The 21,363-nt window shown below is 67.5% G+C and carries 24 protein-coding genes; 9 read left to right on the top strand and 15 right to left on the bottom strand.

From position 1 onward, the window contains the following. Window positions 1–43 precede the first annotated feature (43 nt). The 4 genes from qcrB to ctaE are packed head-to-tail and all read right to left on the bottom strand — an operon-like array spanning window position 44 to window position 4,388. The gene (gene qcrB / locus F6B43_RS04520; protein ID WP_150447673.1) at window positions 44–1,873 is read right to left on the bottom strand and encodes a cytochrome bc1 complex cytochrome b subunit; all 1,830 of its coding nucleotides are present in this window, start codon (window positions 1,871–1,873) and stop codon (window positions 44–46) included. Beyond that, entirely contained in the window at window positions 1,873–2,931 is a 1,059-nt protein-coding gene (gene qcrA / locus F6B43_RS04515) for a cytochrome bc1 complex Rieske iron-sulfur subunit (protein WP_150447672.1), read from the bottom strand. Before qcrA ends, qcrB begins: the two co-directional genes overlap by 1 nt. Window positions 2,932–2,966: 35 nt before the next feature. Next, a complete protein-coding gene (gene qcrC, locus F6B43_RS04510; protein ID WP_150447671.1) occupies window positions 2,967–3,767 on the bottom strand; it encodes a cytochrome bc1 complex diheme cytochrome c subunit in 801 nt (266 codons plus the stop codon). Between the two features lie 18 nt (window positions 3,768–3,785). Continuing rightward, window positions 3,786–4,388 (bottom strand): aa3-type cytochrome oxidase subunit III, encoded by a 603-nt coding sequence (ctaE, locus tag F6B43_RS04505; RefSeq protein ID WP_150448427.1) that lies wholly within the window; start codon window positions 4,386–4,388, stop codon window positions 3,786–3,788. Between the two features lie 217 nt (window positions 4,389–4,605). Between ctaE and trpD the strand changes: the two genes are divergently transcribed. Together trpD and F6B43_RS04495 are read left to right on the top strand one after the other, a co-directional pair. Further along, window positions 4,606–5,670, top strand: coding sequence for an anthranilate phosphoribosyltransferase (gene trpD, locus F6B43_RS04500; RefSeq protein ID WP_150447670.1), 1,065 nt, complete (start codon window positions 4,606–4,608; stop codon window positions 5,668–5,670). A 49-nt stretch (window positions 5,671–5,719) separates the two neighbouring features. Next, entirely contained in the window at window positions 5,720–6,715 is a 996-nt protein-coding gene (locus F6B43_RS04495) for a PHP domain-containing protein (protein ID WP_150447669.1), read from the top strand. Between the two features lie 77 nt (window positions 6,716–6,792). On the opposite strand, the gene F6B43_RS04490 is transcribed toward F6B43_RS04495, so the two are convergent. The 7 genes from F6B43_RS04490 to F6B43_RS04460 form a co-directional block, all read right to left on the bottom strand. After that, entirely contained in the window at window positions 6,793–7,104 is a 312-nt protein-coding gene (locus F6B43_RS04490) for an SHOCT domain-containing protein (RefSeq protein WP_150447668.1), read from the bottom strand. 135 nt (window positions 7,105–7,239) lie between these two features. Next, window positions 7,240–7,902, bottom strand: a complete 663-nt coding sequence (locus F6B43_RS04485) for a response regulator (RefSeq protein WP_150447667.1) — start codon at window positions 7,900–7,902, stop codon at window positions 7,240–7,242. A 10-nt stretch (window positions 7,903–7,912) separates the two neighbouring features. After that, window positions 7,913–9,094: a sensor histidine kinase gene (locus F6B43_RS04480; RefSeq protein ID WP_150447666.1), complete on the bottom strand. Its 1,182-nt coding sequence runs from the start codon at window positions 9,092–9,094 to the stop codon at window positions 7,913–7,915. A gap of 80 nt (window positions 9,095–9,174) precedes the next feature. Further along, complete coding sequence (locus tag F6B43_RS04475) at window positions 9,175–10,113, bottom strand: 5'-3' exonuclease (protein ID WP_150447665.1); 939 nt, start codon at window positions 10,111–10,113, stop codon at window positions 9,175–9,177. Between the two features lie 34 nt (window positions 10,114–10,147). Continuing rightward, entirely contained in the window at window positions 10,148–10,663 is a 516-nt protein-coding gene (locus F6B43_RS04470) for a PKD domain-containing protein (RefSeq protein ID WP_150447664.1), read from the bottom strand. A 266-nt stretch (window positions 10,664–10,929) separates the two neighbouring features. Then, the gene (locus F6B43_RS04465) at window positions 10,930–11,472 is read right to left on the bottom strand and encodes a hypothetical protein (RefSeq protein WP_150447663.1); all 543 of its coding nucleotides are present in this window, start codon (window positions 11,470–11,472) and stop codon (window positions 10,930–10,932) included. 83 nt (window positions 11,473–11,555) lie between these two features. Continuing rightward, complete coding sequence (locus F6B43_RS04460; RefSeq protein WP_150447662.1) at window positions 11,556–12,095, bottom strand: hypothetical protein; 540 nt, start codon at window positions 12,093–12,095, stop codon at window positions 11,556–11,558. 91 nt (window positions 12,096–12,186) lie between these two features. On the opposite strand from F6B43_RS04460, the gene F6B43_RS04455 reads away from it, so the two are divergent. Beyond that, window positions 12,187–12,558 (top strand): hypothetical protein, encoded by a 372-nt coding sequence (locus tag F6B43_RS04455; RefSeq protein ID WP_246159793.1) that lies wholly within the window; start codon window positions 12,187–12,189, stop codon window positions 12,556–12,558. Between the two features lie 168 nt (window positions 12,559–12,726). Beyond that, window positions 12,727–13,836: a fatty acid desaturase family protein gene (locus F6B43_RS04450; RefSeq protein ID WP_425486811.1), complete on the top strand. Its 1,110-nt coding sequence runs from the start codon at window positions 12,727–12,729 to the stop codon at window positions 13,834–13,836. Between the two features lie 252 nt (window positions 13,837–14,088). On the opposite strand, the gene F6B43_RS04445 is transcribed toward F6B43_RS04450, so the two are convergent. Beyond that, window positions 14,089–14,295, bottom strand: coding sequence for a cold-shock protein (locus tag F6B43_RS04445; RefSeq protein WP_056217105.1), 207 nt, complete (start codon window positions 14,293–14,295; stop codon window positions 14,089–14,091). Window positions 14,296–14,736: 441 nt separating this feature from the next. Between F6B43_RS04445 and F6B43_RS04440 the strand changes: the two genes are divergently transcribed. Further along, window positions 14,737–15,351 carry a nucleoside deaminase gene (locus F6B43_RS04440; protein ID WP_150447661.1) on the top strand — a complete coding sequence of 205 codons (615 nt, stop codon included), beginning with the start codon at window positions 14,737–14,739 and terminating at the stop codon, window positions 15,349–15,351. Between the two features lie 4 nt (window positions 15,352–15,355). On the opposite strand, the gene F6B43_RS04435 is transcribed toward F6B43_RS04440, so the two are convergent. Next, window positions 15,356–16,993, bottom strand: a complete 1,638-nt coding sequence (locus F6B43_RS04435; RefSeq protein ID WP_150447660.1) for an MFS transporter — start codon at window positions 16,991–16,993, stop codon at window positions 15,356–15,358. 75 nt (window positions 16,994–17,068) lie between these two features. After that, entirely contained in the window at window positions 17,069–17,431 is a 363-nt protein-coding gene (locus tag F6B43_RS04430; RefSeq protein WP_150447659.1) for a winged helix-turn-helix transcriptional regulator, read from the bottom strand. A gap of 114 nt (window positions 17,432–17,545) precedes the next feature. On the opposite strand from F6B43_RS04430, the gene F6B43_RS04425 reads away from it, so the two are divergent. Beyond that, window positions 17,546–18,412, top strand: a complete 867-nt coding sequence (locus F6B43_RS04425; protein ID WP_150447658.1) for an SDR family oxidoreductase — start codon at window positions 17,546–17,548, stop codon at window positions 18,410–18,412. Between the two features lie 22 nt (window positions 18,413–18,434). On the opposite strand, the gene F6B43_RS04420 is transcribed toward F6B43_RS04425, so the two are convergent. Next, a complete protein-coding gene (locus F6B43_RS04420) occupies window positions 18,435–19,193 on the bottom strand; it encodes an LON peptidase substrate-binding domain-containing protein (RefSeq protein ID WP_150447657.1) in 759 nt (252 codons plus the stop codon). A gap of 85 nt (window positions 19,194–19,278) precedes the next feature. Here F6B43_RS04420 and F6B43_RS04415 point away from each other — a divergent pair, with 85 nt between their 5' ends. Genes F6B43_RS04415 through F6B43_RS04405 form a run of 3 tightly spaced genes read left to right on the top strand, consistent with a single transcriptional unit; the run spans window position 19,279 to window position 21,358 of the window. Further along, window positions 19,279–19,701, top strand: a complete 423-nt coding sequence (locus F6B43_RS04415; RefSeq protein ID WP_150447656.1) for a YchJ family protein — start codon at window positions 19,279–19,281, stop codon at window positions 19,699–19,701. Window position 19,702: 1 nt separating this feature from the next. Continuing rightward, window positions 19,703–20,200: a DUF427 domain-containing protein gene (locus F6B43_RS04410; protein WP_150447655.1), complete on the top strand. Its 498-nt coding sequence runs from the start codon at window positions 19,703–19,705 to the stop codon at window positions 20,198–20,200. Window positions 20,201–20,251: 51 nt separating this feature from the next. Then, window positions 20,252–21,358: an NAD(P)-binding domain-containing protein gene (locus F6B43_RS04405; protein ID WP_150447654.1), complete on the top strand. Its 1,107-nt coding sequence runs from the start codon at window positions 20,252–20,254 to the stop codon at window positions 21,356–21,358. Window positions 21,359–21,363: the final 5 nt, after the last annotated feature.

Raw genomic sequence — 21,363 nt, 5'->3', positions numbered from 1 at the left:
CTCACTCGGGAGGGTCGTGCCGGGGCTTCCGGGCCGGTCAGTCTCAGCTCTTGGTGCCTCGGTCGTCCGGGATGATCACGTTCGAGGGGCGCACCGCTGTCTCAGACGAGTGACCGTCGTCGATCGGGTGGTGCGGGGCGTCCGGAACACCGGCGCGCTCGTGAGCGCCCTGGAGCTCTTCGTCCTCGTCGTGGGCGATGTGCTCCAGCTCGTGGTGCTGGTGCGCCACAGCCGCATCGAGCTCGGCCTGGGTCAGCGGCAGGATGCGGTCCTCGAAGAACCAGCGCGACATCGATGCACGCAGATTCTCGTGCCAGGGGATGCGCCCCTGTGCGTTGGGGCGAACGACGAGCGGCTCGTTGGCATCGTGACCGATGAGCTTCCAGCGATCGTATTCGTCGACGGGCTGGTGCACCTCGATGTATTCGCCGCCGGGCAGTCGCACGATCCGACCGGACTCGTAGCCGTGGAGTGCGATCTCGCGGTCCTTCTTCTGGAGCGCGAGCGCCATCCGCTTGGCGACGAAGTAGGCGATGATCGGCCCGAGGATCAGGAGTACCTGGAGGGTGTGGATCACGCCCTCCATCGTCAGCTGGAAATGCGTGGCGATGATGTCGGACGAGGCAGCGGCCCACATGACGGCGTACATCGTGACGCCGGCCGCACCGATGGCCGTTCGTGTCGCAGCGTTGCGCGGCCGCTGGGCGATGTGGTGCTCGCGCTTGTCGCCCGTGACCCACGCCTCGATGAAGGGGTAGATCAGTACGAGGACGATGAACACACCGATGATGCCGAGGGGGATGAGGATGTTCCACGACCACGTGTGGCCCCAGAACACGCTCTCCAGATGCGGCGGTATCAGTCGCAGCATCCCGTCGGCGAAGCCGATGTACCAGTCGGGCTGGGTACCGGCCGACACAGGGGAGGGGTCGTAGGGACCGTACGCCCAGATCGGGTTGATCGTGAAGAGCGACGCGATCAGCACGATGACACCGAAGGTGATGAAGAAGAAGCCGCCCATCTTCGACATGTACACCGGCATCATCGGGTAGCCGACGACGTTGCTGTTGGTGCGCGCCGGGCCGGCGAACTGCGTGTGCTTGTTGATCACCATGAGCATGAGGTGAAGCACGAGGAGTCCGACGAGGATCGCCGGGAGCAGCAGGATGTGCAGCGTGTACAGGCGCCCCACGATCGCGTCGCCGGGGAACTCCCCGCCGAACAGCAGGAAGGATGTCCATGTGCCGATCACGGGGATTCCCTTGATCATCCCGTCGATGATGCGAAGACCGTTGCCCGAGAGTAGATCATCGGGGAGCGAGTAGCCGGTGAAGCCTTCGGCCATCGCGAGGATGAACAGGATGAAGCCGATGACCCAGTTCAGCTCGCGGGGCTTGCGGAACGCACCCGTGAAGAAGATGCGGAGCATGTGGACGCCGATGCCCGCGACGAACACGAGCGCTGCCCAGTGGTGGATCTGGCGTACCAGGAGCCCGCCACGCACGTCGAATGAGATGTGCAGCGTCGACTGGAGCGCAGCCGACATCTCGACGCCGCGCATCGGGATGTAGGCACCCGTGTAGTGCGTCGGCACCATCGATGCCTGGAAGAAGAACGTCAGGAATGTGCCGGACAGCAGCACAGCCACGAAGCTCCAGAGCGCGATCTCGCCGAGCATGAACGACCAGTGGTCGGGGAAGATCTTGCGACCGAGTTCTTTGACGAGTCCGGAGAGGCTGGTGCGCTCATCGATGTAGTTCGCCGTCGCACCGAGGAAGCGACCGCCGAGCGGCGCTTCTTTCACGGTGGACTGGAATCGGGTCGTGCCGGTCTCCGTCGTGATGGCCGGACCGGCGGCAGATGCGGTGGTCATCAGTGGCGCTCCCAGAAGCTCGGGCCGACGGGTTCGAGGAAGTCGCTACGAGCGATCAGGTAGCCCTCCGCGTCGATCGTGATGGGCAGCTGCGGCAGGGGGCGCGCAGCCGGTCCGAAGATCACGGCAGCCCCGTTGGACACGTCGAACTGCGACTGGTGGCACGGGCACAGGAGGTGGTGCGTCTGCTGCTCGTAGAGCGCGACGGGGCAGCCGACGTGCGTGCAGACCTTGGAGTACGCGACGATGCCGTCGTACGACCAGTCCTTCTTGTCGGGGGCCTCGGTGATCTGCTCGGGAAGCATCCGCATGAGCAGCACGATCGCTTTGGCCTTCTGGTCGAGGTAGCCCTCGGCATGGCCGAGCGAGGCCAGCTCTTCCGGGATCACGTGAACCGCCGAGCCGAGGGTGATGTCCGCCGCGCGGATCGGCTCTCCCGACGGGTCGTGCGCCAGTCGCATCCCCTGCTTCCACATGGTGTGGCTGAGCAGCTCCACCGGGTCTTCGTTCTGGGGGGCGAGCCCGCGGAACAGGGTGATTCCCGGGATCACCGATGCGACGAGCGCAGCGAACAGCGAGTTGCGGATCATCGCACGACGCCCGAAGCCGGACTCCTCGTTCGCGACCGCGAAGGCCTCGACGACGGCGGTACGCGTGGTGTCACGGCCGCGCGTGGCGTGACGCGGCTCGATGAACTCGCGATCGGACATGATCGCCTTGGACCAGTGGATCGCACCGACTCCGATCGCGAGCAGCGCGAGGGCGATGCCGAGACCGATGAAGAGATTGTTGTCGCGGATGCTGACGATCTGGCCGTCTTCGATCGGGAAGATCATGTAGGCGGCCACAGCCCAGATGCTCGCGGCGACCGACAGGTAGAACAGCGTGTAGACCGTGCGGACGGCGCGCTTCATCGCCGCCGGGTCTTTGTCGGTGATCCGCTCGCGATGCGGCGGAAGGGCAGGGGGCTGCACCGGATCGGTGACCGCGACAGCGAGCCCCGGGGAGGGCTTCCATGAAGCCCTCTCGTGCTCGAGCGCGTCGTCCTCGTGTGCCATGGTGCTCCTCGTGCGTTCCGGTCTGTTGTCGTCGATCAGTTGGACTTCGCGGTGATCCACACCGTGATGGCGATCAGTGTGCCGATCCCGAAGATCCAGATGAAGAGGCCCTCGGACACAGGTCCGAGCGATCCGAGCGAGAAGCCACCGGGCGACTCGTTGTTCTGCAGGTAGACGAGGTAGGAGATGATGTCGCGCTTCTCCTCCTTCGTGAGGTTCATGTCGTTGAACACCGGCATGTTCTGCGGTCCGGTGACCATTGCGGCGTACATGTTCAACGGCGTGACCGTGTGCAGGTTGGGGGCGTACTTGCCTTCCGTGAGCGCGCCGCCGGCACCGGCGACGTTGTGGCACATCGCGCAGTTGACCCGGAAGAGCTCGCCGCCGTTGGCGACATCGCCCTGCGCGTCCGTGACCTCTTTCGAGGGGAAGGTCGGGCCGGGTGCCAGGGACTGCACGTAGGCGGCCATGGCGGCGATCTCGTCATCGGTGAACTGCACGGGCTTCTGAGGGGCCTGCGGCCCCTGCATCTGCAGCGGCATGCGACCCGTGCTGACCTGGAAGTGCACGGCGAGCTCGCCCACGCCGTACAACGACGGCCCGTTCTCGGTGCCCTCGAGCGCCAGCCCGTGGCACGTGGCGCAGTTGGCCTGGAACAGCTTCTTGCCGTCGTCCGCGGTGAGCGTGGAGGTGACCGTGGTGTCTGTGGTCGCGGCCATCGCCGCGGACGCGCCGGCGTAGACGCCGCCGGTCAGGAGCAGACCGATGCCGATCAATGCTGCGGCTGCGAGGGGGCTGCGACGTCCGCCTGAACGCCGCTTCTTCTCTCGTGACATTTCGGGAAGTGCTCCGCTCTATTTCAGGAAGTAGATGACGGCGAACAGGGCGATCCAGACGACGTCGACGAAGTGCCAGTAGTACGACACGACGATCGCGGTCGTCATCTCTTTGCGCCCGAAGTTCTTGACGGCGAACGCGCGGCCGATGACGAGCAGGAACGCGATGAGTCCGCCCGTCACGTGCAGAGCGTGGAAGCCGGTCGTGAGGTAGAAGGCCGACGCATACGAGTTGGCGTCGATCGGCATTCCCTCGGCGACCAGCTGCGCGTATTCCCAGACCTGGCCCGAGACGAAGATCGCTCCGAGGGCGAAGGTGAGGTAGAACCACTCGACCATGCCCCAGCGCTGCCAGAACGAGTTCGACTTGACGGTGTAAGGCTGGAAGCGCTCGGCCGCGAACACACCCATCTGGCACGTCACGGACGACAGCACGAGGATGACCGTGTTGACGAACGCGTACGGGACGTTCAGAAGCTGGGACCGATCAGCCCACAGTTCCGGGGAGGTGCTGCGAAGGGTGAAGTAGATCGCGAACAGACCCGCGAAGAACATCACCTCGCTGCCGAGCCACACGATGGTGCCGACAGCGACCGGATCCGGTCGCTTGACGGAACGCATCGCCTGAGAGTAGGTCGCTGGCGTGGTCGTCACGTAGTCATTATGGCCGACTTCAGAGCATGAGTTTCCCATCTGAGGCATCGATTTGGCCTCATCGAACTTAGGAGCACCCTAGGAAGGTGCTCGGAGAACGCACGGAGCCCCGTGACGACGCCGATGCATCCCCCGCGGTCACCTGGCGAGTCCGCGACACCGGCCCTGACTAGGATCGTTGCTCATGGCAGAGCTGTACCGGTGGCCGGATCTCCTCACCACCCTCCTGGAGCGACGCGACCTGAGCGTGTCCGAGTCCGCGTGGGCGATGCGTCAGGTCATGCAGGGGGCTGCGACGCCTTCTCAGCTCTCAGGCTTCCTCATCGCGCTCCGCGCGAAAGGCGAGACTGTGGATGAGATCGTCGGGTTCCGCGACGCGATCCTCGAGGCCGCGGTCCCCCTGCCCGTCGACCCCAACGTGCTGGACATCGTCGGCACGGGGGGCGACAGGTTCGGGACGGTGAACGTGTCGACGATGGCGGCCGTGGTGGCCGCAGCGTCCGGCGTTCCGGTCCTCAAGCACGGCAACAAGGCGGCGAGTTCGTCGTCCGGCTCTTCCGATGTGCTGGCCGCACTCGGGGTCGATCTGACGATCTCGCCCGAGGCGGTCGCCGCGAGCCTCGATCGCACCGGGATCGCGTTCGCGTTCGCGAGCGCGTTTCATCCGGGCTTCCGGCACGCGGGCCCGACCCGAGCCGAACTCGGCGTGCCGACGGTGTTCAACATCCTCGGGCCGTTGTGCAACCCGGCCAGAGCCGAGGCGAACGCGGTCGGCGTCGCGATCCTCGACCGTGTCCCGCTCATCACCGGCGTGTTCCGCACACGAGGGGCGACGGCGCTGGTCTTCCGCGGTGACGACGGGCTGGACGAGCTGACCACGACCGGCCACAGCAGGCTGTGGGAGATCAGCCGCGGTGATGTGCACGAGCACGATCTCGACCCGCGCGACCTGGGCATCCCGCTCGCCGACATCGATGATCTGCTGGGTGGCGAGCCGGCGCACAATGCGACCATCGTGCGACGGGTGTTCGCCGGTGAGCGCGGAGCGGTGCGCGACATCGTCGTGCTCAACGCGGCCGCGGGACTCGTGGCGTTCCAGCTGGCTCAAGATGCGACGCAAGTGCAGCGCCCCATCCTCGAGCGGCTCGCGGAGGCGCAGGATGCGGCGGCAGCGGCGATCGACGGCGGTGCGGCCGAGGCGAAGCTCGAGGAGTGGGTCGCGGTCACCCAGGAGCTCGCGAGCGCGTAACCGCGCCTCGTGCCGACGTGTCGTCGGAGGTCGTTCGTATGCTGGGGCCGTGCACGCTCTGGACGCCCTCAACGAGATCGCGACGCTCCTCGAACGCGAGCGATCGTCGCGATACAAGTCGAAGGCGTTTCGCGCTGCCTCCGAGGCGATCGCGGGTCTGACGGACGAGCAGCTGCGGGACGCAGCATCCCTCCGCCGTCGCAAGGGAATCGGCGACTCGACCTTCGCCGTGATCCAGGAAGCCCTGGCGGGCCAGGTGCCCGCATACCTCGCCGACCTGCGGCAACGGGCGGGGGTCGAACGCACGTCGGCCCTTCGGCCACTGCTGCGTGGCGATCTGCACAGCCACAGCGAATGGTCGGACGGGCTCACCTCGATCGATCTGATGGTCGATGCGGCACGCACGCTCGGCCACGAGTACCTCGCACTCACCGACCATTCGCCGCGGCTGCGTGTGGCCAACGGGCTGTCGCCGGAGCGGCTGCGGGCCCAGCTCACGATCGTCGCGGGCCTGAGCGGGGAGGACTTCACGCTGCTGTCGGGCATCGAGGTCGACATCCTGGAGGAAGGCGGTCTCGACCAGGAGCGGGAGCTGCTCGAAGAGCTCGACATCGTCGTGGCCTCTGCCCACTCGAAGCTGCGGATGGAGCGCGGACCCATGACCCGCCGCCTCGTCAGGGCGCTCTCGAGCGGCCGTGTCGATGTGCTCGGGCACGTCACAGGGCGGCTTGTGGAGGGGTCACGCGGCACGCGCCCGCCCTCGACGCTCGATGCCCGTGCGGTGTTCGGCGCATGCGCGGAGCACGGGGTCGCGGTCGAGATCAATTCGCGTCCCGAGCGCCAGGATCCGCCGGACGACCTGATCGCGATCGCGCTGGATGAGGGGTGTCTGTTCTCCATCGACTCGGACGCGCATGCGCCCGGCCAGCTCTCGCTGATCGACTACGGCGCCGAACGCGCGGAGCGGGCGGGTGTTCCGCCCGAGCGAATCGTCACGACCTGGACGCTGGAGCGTCTCCGCGAATGGACTTCCCGCACCCGCTGACGGCGCTCAGACGGCTTCGTGCACCGGGCGGCGCGGCACCCGGTGCACGGCGGGCTCAGGAAGATCAGAGGACGGGCTCAGGAGGATCGCGCGGCGTTGGCTCTGAGAACTTCGAGGCGAGCGCGGTATTCGACCTCGTCGATGTCACCCTTCGCGAATCGCTCCGCGAGCGTGACCTCCGCCTGGCCCGAGGCGCTGGCGCGGCCGTAGGGGCCGTAGCCGTTCTCACGCGCGGATCGGCGCCAGCGGCGCCCGAACACCGCGAAAAAGATGCCGAGCACGATGATCCAGAAGAGCGGGATCAGCAGGAGCCACGGCCCGGGCCCCCATCCCCACGGTCCGAAGTGCGCGGCGACCGCGGGTGCCGCGATTGCAAGAGTCGATGACATTGCTGATCCTCTCGGTCGGGATCGGGCGGCTCGTGCCTCCCGATCGATACCTCGAGTCAACGCTGCGGCGATCGGCGGCGAATCCGCCCGGGGGAGCGAACCGGGATGCTTCCCCCGGAGTAGGTCTCTGCCGGCCTACTGCCATCCGGGCACGACGAGACCGGATTCGTAGGCGATCACGACGAGACGCACGCGGTCACGCGCATGGAGTTTCTGCATGACGCGAGACACATGGGTCTTCGCGGTGAGTGGTGAGAGGAACAGCTCGGCGGCGATCTCATCGTTCGTCAGGCCCTTCCCGACGAGCCTCAGGACCTCGGTCTCACGCTCGGTGAGCGCCGCGAGTTCGCGTGGAGCCTCGGCATCCCGCAGCCCGATCGCCGCGCGCTCGAGCAGTCGGCGCGTGACGCGCGGCGACAGCAGGGCATCTCCGTCGGCGACGACCCGCACCGCACGGATCAGTTCGACCGGCTCGGTGTCTTTCAGGAGGAACCCGCTCGCACCCGCGCGGATCGCCCTGGCGACGTACTCGTCGAGTTCGAAGGTGGTGACGATGATCACTCTGACACCGTCGAGGTGCGGGTCGGCTGCGATCTGCTCCGTGGTCCACAGTCCGTCGCCGTCCGGCATCCGGATGTCCAGGAGTGCCATGTCCACCGGTGTGCGACGCAGTTCGCGCAGCAGCTGCTCACCTCCGGATGCCTCGGCCACGACCTGCATGTCAGGCTCCGAGTCCAGGAGCGCGCGGAACCCGGCGCGCACCAGCTGGTGGTCGTCGGCCAGTGCGATGCGGATCACGCGACGGACCTCACTGGGGGCCGTCCCAGGGCAGGCGCGCCGTCACGGTCGTGCCGCCGCGCGCCGTGGGGGTGATCGCGAGGCTGCCATCGGCCAGGGCGGCTCGCTCGCGCATGCCGCGGATGCCGGCGCCCTCGCTGCGCGCTTCCTCGACGCCGGTGCCGTCGTCCTCGATCGTGACGACGAGGTCGGAACCGACTCGGGCGAGGGTGACCGTCGCCGTGACGGCGGCCGAGTGGCGGACCACGTTCGTGAGAGCCTCCTGTGCGATCCGGTACGCGGTGGTCTGCACGGCGCTGGACGGCATCGCCCCACCGAGTCGGTCCTCGAGAGTGACGGTCAGTCCCATGCTGGAGCGCTGCGCGACAAGGGGAGCAAGGTCGGCCAGCTGCGGCTGCGGAGTGAGCGGCGCCGTACGAGGCGCGCCCCCTTCATCGCCGCGGAGGAAGGTCAGCACGCCACGGACCTCATCGAGTCCGGTGGCGCTGAGCGAGCGGATGCTGGCGAGGGCCTCGCGCGCGCGCTCAGGCTCGCGGTCGAAGAGGTGCAGGCCGACGCCGGACTGTACGGCGATCTGGCTGAGGGAGTGGGCGAGCACATCGTGCAGCTCGCGCGCGATGCGGGTGCGCTCCTCCTGCTCTGCGACGAGTCGGCGCTCGCTGAGCTGCGCTCTTCGGGCCGCTGCGTGCTCGAAGCGGGAGCGAATGCCTTCGCCGATCGCGAAGCACGCCGCCAATCCGACGGTCACCAGAGCGATGCGGAACGGATGCCAGCTCTGGCCGACCACTCCGGCCGTGACCACGGCGGTGACCCACGCCGTGCCGACCGCGACCAGAGCCCACGTGCGTGCACCGCGGACGACCCCTCCGATGATGGCGAACGCGAGCGCGATGGAGGGCGGCCCGGCGTCGGGCGGGACGAACAGATCGATCGTCGCAAGCGCCGCGACGACGGCGACCGTCGGGCCGGGCCAGCGGCGTGCCGCGAGCAGTGCCAGAGCGGATGTTGCGGCCAACAGGGTGTTGGCGAAGGCCGGGAGCGGGCCGACGTGCTGCCAGACCGAGATCGCGATCGTCGCGGGCACCTGGACGATGAACGCGATCGCGACGGGGACGAGGAGCGTGACTGCGGGCGGAGGCGGGAAGCGCGGCGCCGCTTCCAGCGCCGATCGGTTCCACTCGGCGCCTGGCATGGGCTCGATCGTACGCCCGCCTGTACGGGGAGGCGTCTGACCACGGGACCGCTCGCGCGTACTCCCCGCGGAGTACGAGGTCAGGGGCGAGGTGGGTCGAGGGTCGCGAGAGCGGTCACGATACGGTCCATCGCGGTACCGAGGCCGCGGCGCTCGGCGAGGGCGACAGCATCCGCTCGCTCTTGTTCTGTCAGAGGATGCAGCCGCGCGCCGGCGTCGTCGACGGGGAGGTCTTTGACGACCTCGACGACGGTCGGGGCGACCTCGAGGTAGGGGAGTCCGGCGAGGATCTTGGCGCGGACCCCGGCGGACATGCCCTCGCCGGCCTCGGCGGCGGCGATGATGCCTTGCAGGTCGCCGTGCGCGGCGAGGAGGGTCGCCGCCGACTTCTCACCGATGCCGGCGACACCGGGCAGCCCGTCGGACGAGTCGCCGCGAAGGGTGGCGAAGTCGGCGTACTGGCCCGGCAGCACCCCGTATTTCTTCACGACGACCTCGTCGGTGACGATCTCGAGGTTGCTCATGCCGCGCGCCGTGTAGATCACGCGCACGGCTCGGGCGTCATCCACGAGCTGGAAGAGGTCGCGGTCGCCCGTGACGATATCGACGGGGAGCGCCGCCTTGGTCGCGAGCGTGCCGATGACGTCGTCGGCCTCGTGTGCTGCCGCGCCGACGATCCTGATGCCGAGGGCGCCGAGCGCTTCGCGGATCACGGGCACCTGCACTTCGAGCGGGTCGGGGACGACCTCGATATCTGGCCCGACCTCGACGACCTCGGCGACGCGATGCGTCTTGTACGTCGGGATCAGATCGACGCGCCACTGGGGGCGCCAGTCGTCGTCCCAGCAGGCGACGAGGTGCGTGGGTCGGTACGTGGTGACCAGTCGCGTGATGATGTCGAGGAACCCTCTCACCGCGTTGACGGGCGCACCGTCAGGTGCCTTGACGGTGTCGGGCACGCCGTAGAACGCGCGGAAGTACAGCGAGGCGGAATCGAGGAGCATCAAGCGGTCGGACATGCGCTCATCCTGCCAGGGTGCGGCGACGCCGCGTTCAGCGGGTGGGGCAGCCGGTGCCGTGGGGGTCTTCGATGCAGTTTTTGTTGACGAGGGCGGTGTGGGCTTCGAGGACGCGGATGGTGTAGTTGCCGGTGGTGGCTTCGACGTTTCCGGTGACGGGTCTCCAGCCGTTGCCGAAGTTGACGTCGGCGGTGTAGAGGGTGGTGACGGTGATGGGGTAGGTGCCGCGTTCGGTGTAGACGTGGCTGGTGTCGGTGCGGGCCCAGGTGGTGAGGTGGAGGTCGGCCCAGGGTTTTCCGCCGGTTTTGGTGGTTTGGGTGGTGCCGTCGCCGTAGTCGTATCGGTAGGCGGTGGGGGTGAAGCGGACGGTGACGTCGAGGTCGAGGAGTCGTCCGGGGATGAGTTGGGTGGTGCTGGTGGCGATGAAGTTGGTGGGTCGTTTGGTGATGCCGTATCCGGCGGGTTCGTTGGTGAGGGTGGGTGGGGTGGGGGTGAAGGAGACGAGGTCGGCGAGGGTGATTTCGCGGATGAGTCCGACTTCGTAGTCCATGTTGCACCGGTTGATCCGGTGACACGGGTCATCGGGCGCCACCCCCGGGGTGGTCTGTGCCGGGGCCGGCGCGGTGCCCTCGTCTGGGGAGGAGTCGTTGTTGCCGCTGCCGGGGTGCGTGACCGAACCACCGATATCGACGCTCGACCCCGAGTTTTCGACATCACAATGTTCGGCCCAACCAACGTCTCCACACTCCGCGGCATGTGCTGCGGTCGACGTGACAACAACAGCGCAGAACGCGATGACGCAGATGGCGAGGCCTCTCATGAGTCGCAAACCGGATCACCATCCCGACCTTCTATAGTGCTGACGAGCCACCGCGTCGGACTGTCAGAGGAGGACGTCAGCGACACTTTCATGCTTTGAACGGCACCTCGATTGGCGCTCACTTTCGACTGCCCAGACTTGTCCACGACTTCCACTCTCGACACGTCGAGGCACACGGCGAATGCGGTGTGAGCCATCCAACCGCCCTCCGTGGAGAGGGGCACGACGACGCTTGCGACACTTTCTCCCGACACGGTCCAGCGATCTGCTGACATCTGACTGAACGTCTCTCGGGCTGTGGCGTACGCGTCGCCCGTGGTCCAGTCGTACACCTCCTCGAAGGTGTGCGGATCGCTCAGATCAACCTTGTTGAGCGCATCGACGTAGTTGCGGTAGGTCTGCTCGGCGGCGGCGAACGCTTCTTCCTCGCTGGCGAACGCGGGCGTGGGGGTGAATGCTTCGGGTGAGGGCTGGCCCGAACATCCGCTGATCATCACCGCCAGCAGGGCGACGGCGATGAAAGGGATCGGTGACTTCATGGCACTACCGTAACGTCTAGTACGGTACGCCGCGAAAGTTATCCACAGGTCGGCCTCGGGCGAGTGGATTTCCGTCAGAACGTCTAAAGGGAGCTCGGGCATGTCGGTTCGCCGATCCGACCGACGACCTCGGCAAGGAGCCAGCCGGTCGGACTCTCGGCGTTCGCTTCCAGCGTCGCCAATGTGCTCTGCACATCCGTCCTCGAAGGGGCGACCACGGATGCCCCGGATGCATCGACGAGTGACACGGCTCCGACGTCGACGCAGACCGCGAGATCGGCGGTCACGGGGTCGCGCCCGCCCATCGAATGGGGAACCACGAGCAGGATCGTGGCGTCGCCGGACACGACCCATCCGAGAGACTGCATCTGCGTCATCGACTCGCGAGTAGCGGTCTCGACGTCGCCCGTTGTCCAGCTGTACACGGCCTCGAACGTCGACGGGTCGTTCAGGTCCACGTGGTTGAGGGCGTCGATGTAGTTGCGGTACGTCTGCTCTGCAGCCGTGAACGCCATGGCGTCGGTGGTGTGCGGCGTCGTGACCACGGGTTCCGGCAGGCCTGAGCATCCGCTCATCATGACGGCGACCAGGAAGAGCGCGACGGGGGAGAACCGGGATTTCACGGCACCACCGTAATGTCGAATACGGAGGCCCCGTTCACGTTATCCACAGCCCGACCGGACAGCCGGGTCGCGACCTGCGATACTGACGGGCGTGAAGATCACGAAACTGCTCGCGGCCACCGCCATCCTCACCCTCGGCCTCGCGATGAGCGCGTGCGCTCCGGCGGTCACGCCGGTCACCACGCCCGTCGTCAAAGACGTCGGCGCGCTCCAGGGATCGACCGTCGACCTCCAGGTGGGGCAGATGCTCGACATCAACACCGGCAGCCTCGCGGTCGACAGCTACACCGGCGTCGTCGCCGACCCCGCGGTCGCCGAATTCGTGCAAGGCCACGTCGACTCCACTGCGACGTTCAACCCTGGCGTCAACGCCCTCGCGGTCGGCACGACGCAGATCGTGCTCAGCAACAGCAACGGCGGGATCCAGAACGTCACCTTCACGGTGAAGGTCAGCGCGCGCTGATACCGCCCCCCCAGGCTGGGCGTCGCCTGCGCATTGCCAGGACATGTGCGGTACATCCCCGGGCTGGCATGTTCCCCTGCGTAGAGTGGGCCCACAGCGATCGGCAGACGCCGTTGGCTTCCGACTACGGACTTGCTTCCGCGGGTTTGCCAATCGAGTGGGTGTCTCATCGTCGCTGTCAATGTTCCTGAAAGCCGTCTCGGCCCTATCCGTTCCACCTACGCGAGGACCGGTGACTTCCCCCGGCTGACCAAGGCGTACACCGAGGTCTCCCAGCTCGTCCGCGAAACGGGTCTGCTCCGGCGGCGACAGGGGTTCTACGCCCTCGTCGGCACGGCGATCGTCCTCGCTTTCGGCGGAGCGATCACCGGTTTCGTGCTGCTCGGCGCGAGCTGGTTCCAGCTCCTCATCGCGGCAGCGCTCGGATTCCTCTTCACCCAGGTCGCGTTCCTCTCACACGAGGCGGCGCACAAGCAGATCCTGGCGTCCGGCCCGGCCAACGAGCGGCTTGCCATGATCCTCGGCAATTTCGTCGTCGGCATGAGCTACTCGTGGTGGGACTCGAAGCACTCGCGTCACCACGCGAACCCCAACCGCGTGAGCCGCGACCCCGACATCGAGGTCGACACGATCCGATTCCTTGAAGAGGACGCCGCCAAGACGTCTGGTCTGATGGGGGCCATCACACGACGCCAGGGCTGGCTGTTCTTCCCTCTGCTCACGCTCGAAGGACTGAACCTCCACTTCATCGCAATCCGCCACCTGGTGCAGCGGGGCGAGGTCAAAGGCCGTTGGCTCGAGCTCGGTCTGATCGTCCTGCGATTCGCGCTGCTCTTCACGCCGATCTTCCTCTTCCTGCCGCTCGGCATGGCCTTTGCGTTCATCGGCGTGCAGATGGCGGTCTTCGGCATCTACATGGGTGCGTCCTTCGCGCCGAACCACAAGGGCATGCCGATCATCGACGCCGATGCCAAGCTCGACTTCTTCACCAAGCAGGTGCGCACCTCACGCAACGTCTCCGGCGGCTGGTGGGCGACCATCCTCATGGGCGGCCTCAACTATCAGGTCGAGCACCACCTGTTCCCGAACATGCCCCGCCCGCACCTGGCTCGGGCCCGTGAGATCGTGCGCGAGCACTGCGCGACGCTGGGCGTTCCCTATACCGAGACGACGATGCTGAAGTCGTACTGGATCGTCATCCAGTACCTCAACAAGGTCGGACTGTCCGCCCGCGACCCATTCGAGTGCAACATGGTGGCTCAGTTCCGCCGGGTCTGAGCCTCCGCCGCATCCCTTGCAAAGGCCGCTCCGCGTACGCGGGGCGGCCTTTCGCGTAGCCGCCGGCCGAGCCACCCGCGCCGAGCCACCCGCTATCACCCATCCGCCCCTGTGTTTCGCGCACGGAGAGGGGCGGCGCGGCGAGATGGGCGGGGTGAGGGAGAGGCGCGGGGCGGGGGTGAAGGAGAGGGGGCGCCGGGGGAATGACGAAGGCCGCCCCGCGTCAGCGGAGCGGCCTTCGTCATTCGAGGCTCAGAGCGGGCGGATGTTCTCCGCCTGCAGGCCCTTCGGGCCCTGTGCGACGTCGAACTCGACCTGCTGGTTCTCTTCGAGGTTGCGGAAGCCGCCCGAGGAGACGATCGCGCTGTAGTGCGCGAACACGTCGGGGGTGCCGTCGGCCGGGGCGATGAAGCCGTAGCCCTTTTCGGAGTTGAACCACTTCACGGTTCCAGTTGCCATGATGTCTTCTTTCTTTAGGTGTTCGGCACGGCTCTTGCGGTGCCTAATGACCACGCCGTGCAAGGTGTGGACAGATGCGGGGGCCGGATTCGGCCGGAGGATCGAGGAGAGGTGCCACGAAGAGTGGACGCAGGAGTGCCCGGTCGCAGATGACCTGAGCGATGCTCGAGGTGCCGTGAGGGGGGAATCAGTCTTCTCTCGCTCCGCGCCACCAGAGGTGGGGGAGGGTTCTTCATGTGACGGCGATGCCGTATTCGGAGGTGATCGCGGTCGGTCTCGACGTGCCATTCTCACCGCACTGGTGCGCGGTCAGAATGTGGATCACTCTCGAGCGTACACGTAAGCCGCCTCTCGCGGCGGCATATGTCGCAGTGAGCCGTCGAAAATCGCCCGTCCGGGGCCGTTCATGCCGCCGAAACACCGTCCGTGCAGGATGGTCGCATGACCGCATCCTCGACTTCTCCGGCGCACATCGCGACCGTTCTGCACGCGTCGCTGCCCGACTGGCTCATCGCCGAGCTGCCCGGACTGCCGCTGTCACTGGCCTCGAAGGAAGAGCGGATGGCGCTGGTCAACCGGCTCGCCGACCGCAACTGGCGAGAAGGAAACGGCGGCCCGTTCGCCGCGATCGTGGTGGATGCGGCGACGGGTGCGCTCATCTCGGTGGGCGTGAACATCGTCCTGAGCTCGGGCCTGACGGGGATGCACGCCGAGGTGACGGCCCTCGGCCTCGCGCAGACCGCGCTCGGACGCTGGGATCTCGGCGCGGACGGCGCGGATCTCGAACTCGTCGTCAACTGGCGCCCCTGCGTCATGTGCTACGGCGCCACGATGTGGAGCGGCATCCGCTCGCTCGTCGTCGCGGGCGAGGGCCCGCTTCTGGAAGAGCTCACGGGTTTCGACGAGGGCCCCGTCGTGGCCGACTGGGCCGAGCAGTTCGAGCGGCGCGGGATCCGTGTGACGACGAACGTCGGGCACGAGGACGCGGTCGCCGTCTATCGCGCATACGGCGAGGCCGAGACCGTCGTCTACAACGCCCGGGGCGCGGTGGCCTGACGCCTCAGGAACCGGCCTTCGAGGGCTCGGCTGCCGGGGATTCGCTCGGAGCCCTGCCCAGAACGTCGTTCGGGATACCACGGGAGAAGAACAGGGTGCCGAGAGACAGGAGTACGAGCGCGAGGAAGGCGATGCGCAGCGCCTGGATCTGCGACGAGCTGTAGATCGTCGCGAGATCGGCTGCGTCGGTGTCGGACAGGCCGGCGTCGGTGGCGATCTTCTCGACCGATGCGGCCGGGATGATCTGGACGCCCTGCTCGGTCGCGGTCGCCACCGTCTGCTGCACGTCGTCCGGAAGCTGGCTGGAGGCGACTCCGGCGCTGAACGAGATCGCCAGGGTGCTCATCAGCACCGAGCCGATCAGCGCGGTTCCCAGTGACGAGCCGAGGTTCTGGAAGACACCCTGGAGCCCGCCCGCCTCGCTGGATTTGTCTTCGCCCACGCTCGACATGTTGACGTTGCCCAGCTGCGAGGCCAGCAGGCCCAGTGCGGCCCCGGCCGTGAACATCCCGATCCCGAAAGCGAGGGTGTCGAGCTTGATGTCGATCGTGCCGAGCAGGACGAGAGAGCTGAGGACGAGGATCACCTGTCCGAGCCGCACGATACGGCGTGCTGACCAGATCGTCGCGAGGCGGGTGCCCACGATCGAGAAGATGATGAGTGAGATCGACAGCGGGAAGATGCGGATGCCGGTGGAGAGAGCATCCAGCCCCAGCGTCATCTGCAGGTAGACCGGCACCATGAAGAACAGCGCGGCGGTGATGGCGTACTGCGCCCCGAGCACGCTCAGCCCGCTGCGCAGGCGCCGGATCCGCAGGAGGGAGACGTCCAGGAGCGCGGAGCGTCCCGCCGCGATGAGGTGCCGCTGCCGGGCGGCGAATGCGACGAGCAGCGCGATCCCCCCGAGGATCAGCCACGTCGTGAGTGAGATGCCCAGCGGCGCAACAGCCACCCCGAACACCTCGGGGGAGTGTAGGGGGATGATCCATCCCCACGTCTTGCTCTGCAGCATGCCCAGCACGATGCCGAGGAGGCCCAGCGCCGACAGTACGACGCTCAGCGCATCGATCCGCGAGCGTCGCGCCGAGCCGGTCGGATCGGAGATGAGCCGGGTGAAGCCGACGACGACCGCCATGATGACGACCTCGGAGAGGAACACGTAGCGCCAGCTGAAGTAGGTGGTGACGAATCCGCCGATGAGCGGGCCTGCGGCCACAGCCGCCCCCGAGACGGCGCCGATGATCGCATACGAGGTGATGCGCGCACGACCTTCGTAGTTGTCCGCGATGAGAGCGGCGATCGCGGGGATGACGAGGACGGCGCCGAGCCCCTCGATCAGTGACCAGCCGATCATGAGCACACCGATGTTGGGGCTGAGCGCGGTCGTGAGCGAACCGACCGCGTAGACGCAGGAACCGATCACGAAGGCGCGACGGCGGCCCCACACGTCACCCAGCTTGGCTCCGAGGAGCATGAACGCCGCCATGGTCAAGGTGTAGAACGTGATCGCGGCCTGCATCGCCGCGACGCTCGTGCCGAGGTCGACCACGACGGTGGAGATCGAGACGTTCATGACCGTGCCGTCCAGGACCATCACGAACTGCGCGGCCGCCAGGATCGCCACTACCGCCCACTTGCGCATTGCGCACTCCTCGAGGATCACGGCTCCGATCTGAGCCCATGCCGCCGATCATGGCAGAGATCGATTCGCGGTGCGTCAGCCGCCGAGGATGACCGTCGCGTTGCCGGCGACCCAGTCCATCAGGGGCAGCATCCGCTCCATCAGCTCGCGACCACGGTCGGTCAGGGCGTACTCCACGCGGGGCGGCACCTCGGGGTAGGACCGGCGGTGCACGAATCCATCGGACTCCAGGGTGCGAAGCGTGGAGGCGAGCATCTTCTCGCTGATGCCGTCCACCTCGCGCCTGAGTTCACCCCAGCGCAGCGTGCCGTCGGTGAGCGCGAGAAGGACCAGTACGCCCCACTTGCTCAGGATGTGATCGAGGACGGTGCGCGTCGGGCATCCATCCGTGAACACATCGCCATGCTGGGCCCGTATTCGCCCAAGACTTACCTGCATGTGGGTACCTTACCTAAAAATGGGTACCCTTCGTCTGGAATGGTTACGGTCGTCGATGTGGTTCGGACAGAGGAGCGATCACCGCTCGCCGAACACATCCACGGAAGAGGACCCATGACCATTCTCGTCACCGCCGCCAGCGGACAGCTCGGCCGCCTCACCCTCGACGCACTCCTGGCTCGCGGCGTGGAGCCCGCACGCCTGGTGGCGGGAGCGCGCACCCCGTCGAAGCTCGACGATGTCGCGGCGCGCGGAGTTCGCGTCGTCGAGCTCGACTACACCCGCCCCGACACGATCACGGCCGCGTTGGACGGCGTGGACAGCGTGCTGCTGATCTCTGGCTCGGACCCGGGGGACCGGCTCACCGGGCATCGCAACGTCATCGAGGCCGCGCGCGCCGGCGGGGTCCAGAAGCTCGTCTACACGAGTGCACCGCAGGCGACCACGTTCGACTACGCCTTGGGCGCCGACCACAGGGCGACCGAGGAGTTCATCACGGACTCGGGCATCCCCGCGGTGATCGTGCGGAACAACTGGTACACGGAGAACTACGCCGCCGATCTGGCCGGCGCGGCCCAGTCGGGCGTGATCGCCGCGGCCGTCGGCGATGGGAGGGTCGCAAGCGCGAGCCGCGCCGACTTCGCCGAAGGTGCCGCCGTCGTTCTGCTGGAGGATGGGCACATCGGCCAGGTCTACGAGTTCGCGGGCGACTCGGCGTGGACCTATGCCGAGCTCGCCGCGGCGGCCGCAGACGTCCTGGGGCGCGAGGTGGTCTACCAGCCGCTCACCCCCGCCGAGAAGGCGGCTCAGCTCGCGTCATTCGGACTCGACGAGGGCACGGTCGCGTTCGTGGTGGGCATCGATGAAGCCATCGCGGGCGGTGTGCTCAGTCAGGCGGACGGCTTGCTCGGACGGCTGATCGGGCGGCCGACCACTCCGCTCGTCGACGGGCTCCGGGCAGCCGTCGTCTCCGCCGCCTGACGCCACCCCGACGACGGAAGCCTCAGGCCGGACCCGTCGGTCCGGGCTGAGAGCCTCCGGGTGGATCGCCTTCATCTGGTTCATCCGGCTCGTCGTCCGTTCCGGGATCGTCCTCCGCGCCGTCGGCGTCCGTCTCCAGGAGTGCGGCCAAGGCGTCGTCGAATGCGGTATCGGGGCCGGGTGCCGTCAGCGCCGGTTCTGCCTCGAGCGTGAGCTGCGCGATGCGCGTGAGCAGCTCCGTCGCGTTCGACGACGTGAGCAGCGCCAGCTGATCGATGGGACCGAGCGGCGCGATCGCGGCGAGCTGCCACGCGGACTCGATCGGGTCGTCGGACAACTCGACGTCCGCATCCCACGGCATTTCTGCGAACTCCGCAGATCGCGCGATGGTGCGTCGCACGATCCGTTCGGCCTCGTCGCGCAACGGCTCCAGACCCGCATCCCACTCGAAGTCGGGCAGTTCGCGCACGAGCGCCACCGGATGCGGGTCATCCTCGAGCCACTCGACCACCTCGATGCGGCTCCCGCCCCGCGCCACGAGCGACACGTGATCGTCTCGCGGGGTGAGCCGGGTGATGTGCGCCATCGTTCCGATGCGGAACCGCTGGTCGGCGCCGCCGGTCTCGTGACCGCGTTCGATGAGGACCACCCCGAAGCGCGGGTCTTCCGTGTCCAACAGGCGGGCGAGCATGACGAGGTAGCGCTCTTCGAAGACGCGCAGCGCCAGCGGCATGTGCGGGAAGAGCACACTGCCGAGGGGGAACATCGCGAGATCCGCCACCCCTCCAGTCAACCACTCGGCGAGCGGGGCGGCGCCGGCCGATCGTCACGCGCCTACGCTGGAGAGGCGAGGCGAGGAGGGTGCCGTGGGAGCGAGCTCGACGAGCGAGCGCGGGTTCCCTCCCGTGCGCGACGCCGACGCCTGCCCGTGCGCCAGCGGGGCGGCGTTCGGGAGCTGCTGCGCTCCCGCCCTCCGCGGAACCCCGGCTCCGACCGCCGAGGCCGTCATGCGCTCGCGCTACACCGCGTTCTTCATCGGCGACGCGGGCTACCTCGCCGACTCGTGGCATCCCGGCACTCGCCCCGACGACATCGCGCTCGACCCTGCGCTCCGCTGGCAGGGCTTGACGATCGTCGACGTGCAGGGCGGGGCGGAGGGCGACACTCGCGGGAGTGTGGAGTTCCGCGCGCGATGGCGTGACGGATCGGAGAGCGGCGAGCTGTGCGAACGCAGCCGCTTCGTTCGCCAGAGCGAGCGTTGGTGGTATCTCGATGGAAAGGTGCGCTGAGATGAGAAGACCTGTCGCAGACCCGATCGTTCCGGGTCAGGAGTCGGTGTGGGCGTATCCTCGGCCGCCTCGGATCGAGCGGACGGATCTGCGGGTGACGATCGACTTCGGCGGAGTGCGGATCGTAGACACGACGGACGTCGTGCGCGTGCTCGAGACGAGCCACCCGCCGGTGTACTACCTGCCGATCGCCGATTTCGCCGACGGCGCGCTCACGCCGGGGGAGGGATCGTCGTTCTGCGAGTTCAAGGGGGCTGCGCGCTACCTCGATGTGCGCGGTGGGGATGCGGTGGCCACCGCTGCCGGATGGAACTACCCTCAGCCCTCGGCGGGCTACGAGCTCCTCCGCGATCGCATCGCGATCTATGCGCAGCCGATGGATCGGTGCACGGTCGACGGTGAGGTCGCGGTGCCGCAGCCCGGCGGCTTCTACGGCGGATGGGTGACGTCATGGGTGGTCGGGCCGTTCAAAGGCGGCCCGGGGTCGTTCGGCTGGTGAGGACGTCGGAATAGCGGCACGCTCGCGGCGGTTTCCATGCATATGAATGGGATGCCGGCCTTCGACGTCGACGTGGTGGTCGTCGGGGCGGGCCAGGCGGGGCTCTCGGCCGCATATCACCTGAGGCGCCGCGGCTTCGTCCCGGTTCGAGAGGCCACCTCGCCTGAGGCACGGACGTTCGTCGTTCTGGATGCCAATCCGTCCGCAGGCGGAGCGTGGCAGCATCGCTGGCCGTCGCTGAGGATGGGTACGGTCAACGGGATCCACGAGCTGCCCGGACACGCGGTTCCGGCAGCTGATCCTGACGCGCCGAGTCGCGACATCCTCCCGCCGTACTTCGCAGAGTACGAAGACCGCTTCGACCTCGACGTGCGGCGGCCGGTCGCGGTGCGCGCGGTCCGGCGCGCCGATGAGGACCCGCACGGGCGCCTGTTCGTGGAGACGGACGCCGAGTCCTGGGCAGCACGGTTCGTGGTGAACGCGACGGGCACATGGACGAAGCCGTTCTGGCCGCACTATCCGGGCCAGCAGCTCTTCCGCGGTCGTCAGCTGCACGTCGCCGACTACGCATCCGCCGAGCAGTTCGCGGGCAAGCGGGTGATCGTCGTGGGCGCGGGCGTCTCGGCGATCCAGCTCCTGGACGAGATCTCGCGCGTGACGGAGACGATCTGGATGACGCGCCGCGAGCCGGACTGGATCGAGGACGATTTCGACATCCCGGCGCGCGTGGCCGCGATCGCGGGGGTGGAGGACCGCGTGCGACAGGGACTCCTTCCCGGCAGCGTGATCTCGGTGACGGGCATGCACTGGACGCCGTGGGCGCGCGCCGCTGAGGCGCGCGGGGTGCTCGTGCGGCATCCCATGTTCACCGCGATCGAAGAGGACGGTGTACGGATGCCGGACGGTTCGTTCCTCTCCGCGGACGTCATCCTCTGGGCCACCGGGTTCCGCGCCGCCCTCGACCACCTCGCCCCGCTGCGTCTTCGGACGCCCCGTGGCGGGATCCGCGTCGAGGACTCGCGCGCGATCGACGAGCCGCGGCTGTTCCTGGTCGGCTACGGTCCTTCAGCCTCGACGATCGGGGCGAACCGGGCCGGCCGGGCCGTCGTCGCCGCCATCGTGAGCGAGCTCGAAGGCTCGCGCGAACTCGTCGCCTGACGACG

The sequence above is a fragment of the Microbacterium rhizomatis genome, assembly GCF_008710745.1.
In the GTDB taxonomy this organism is placed as follows: domain Bacteria; phylum Actinomycetota; class Actinomycetes; order Actinomycetales; family Microbacteriaceae; genus Microbacterium; species Microbacterium rhizomatis.
Note: the sequence above shows the minus strand (reverse complement) of the source record. Positions and strands in the feature narration are given on the sequence as shown.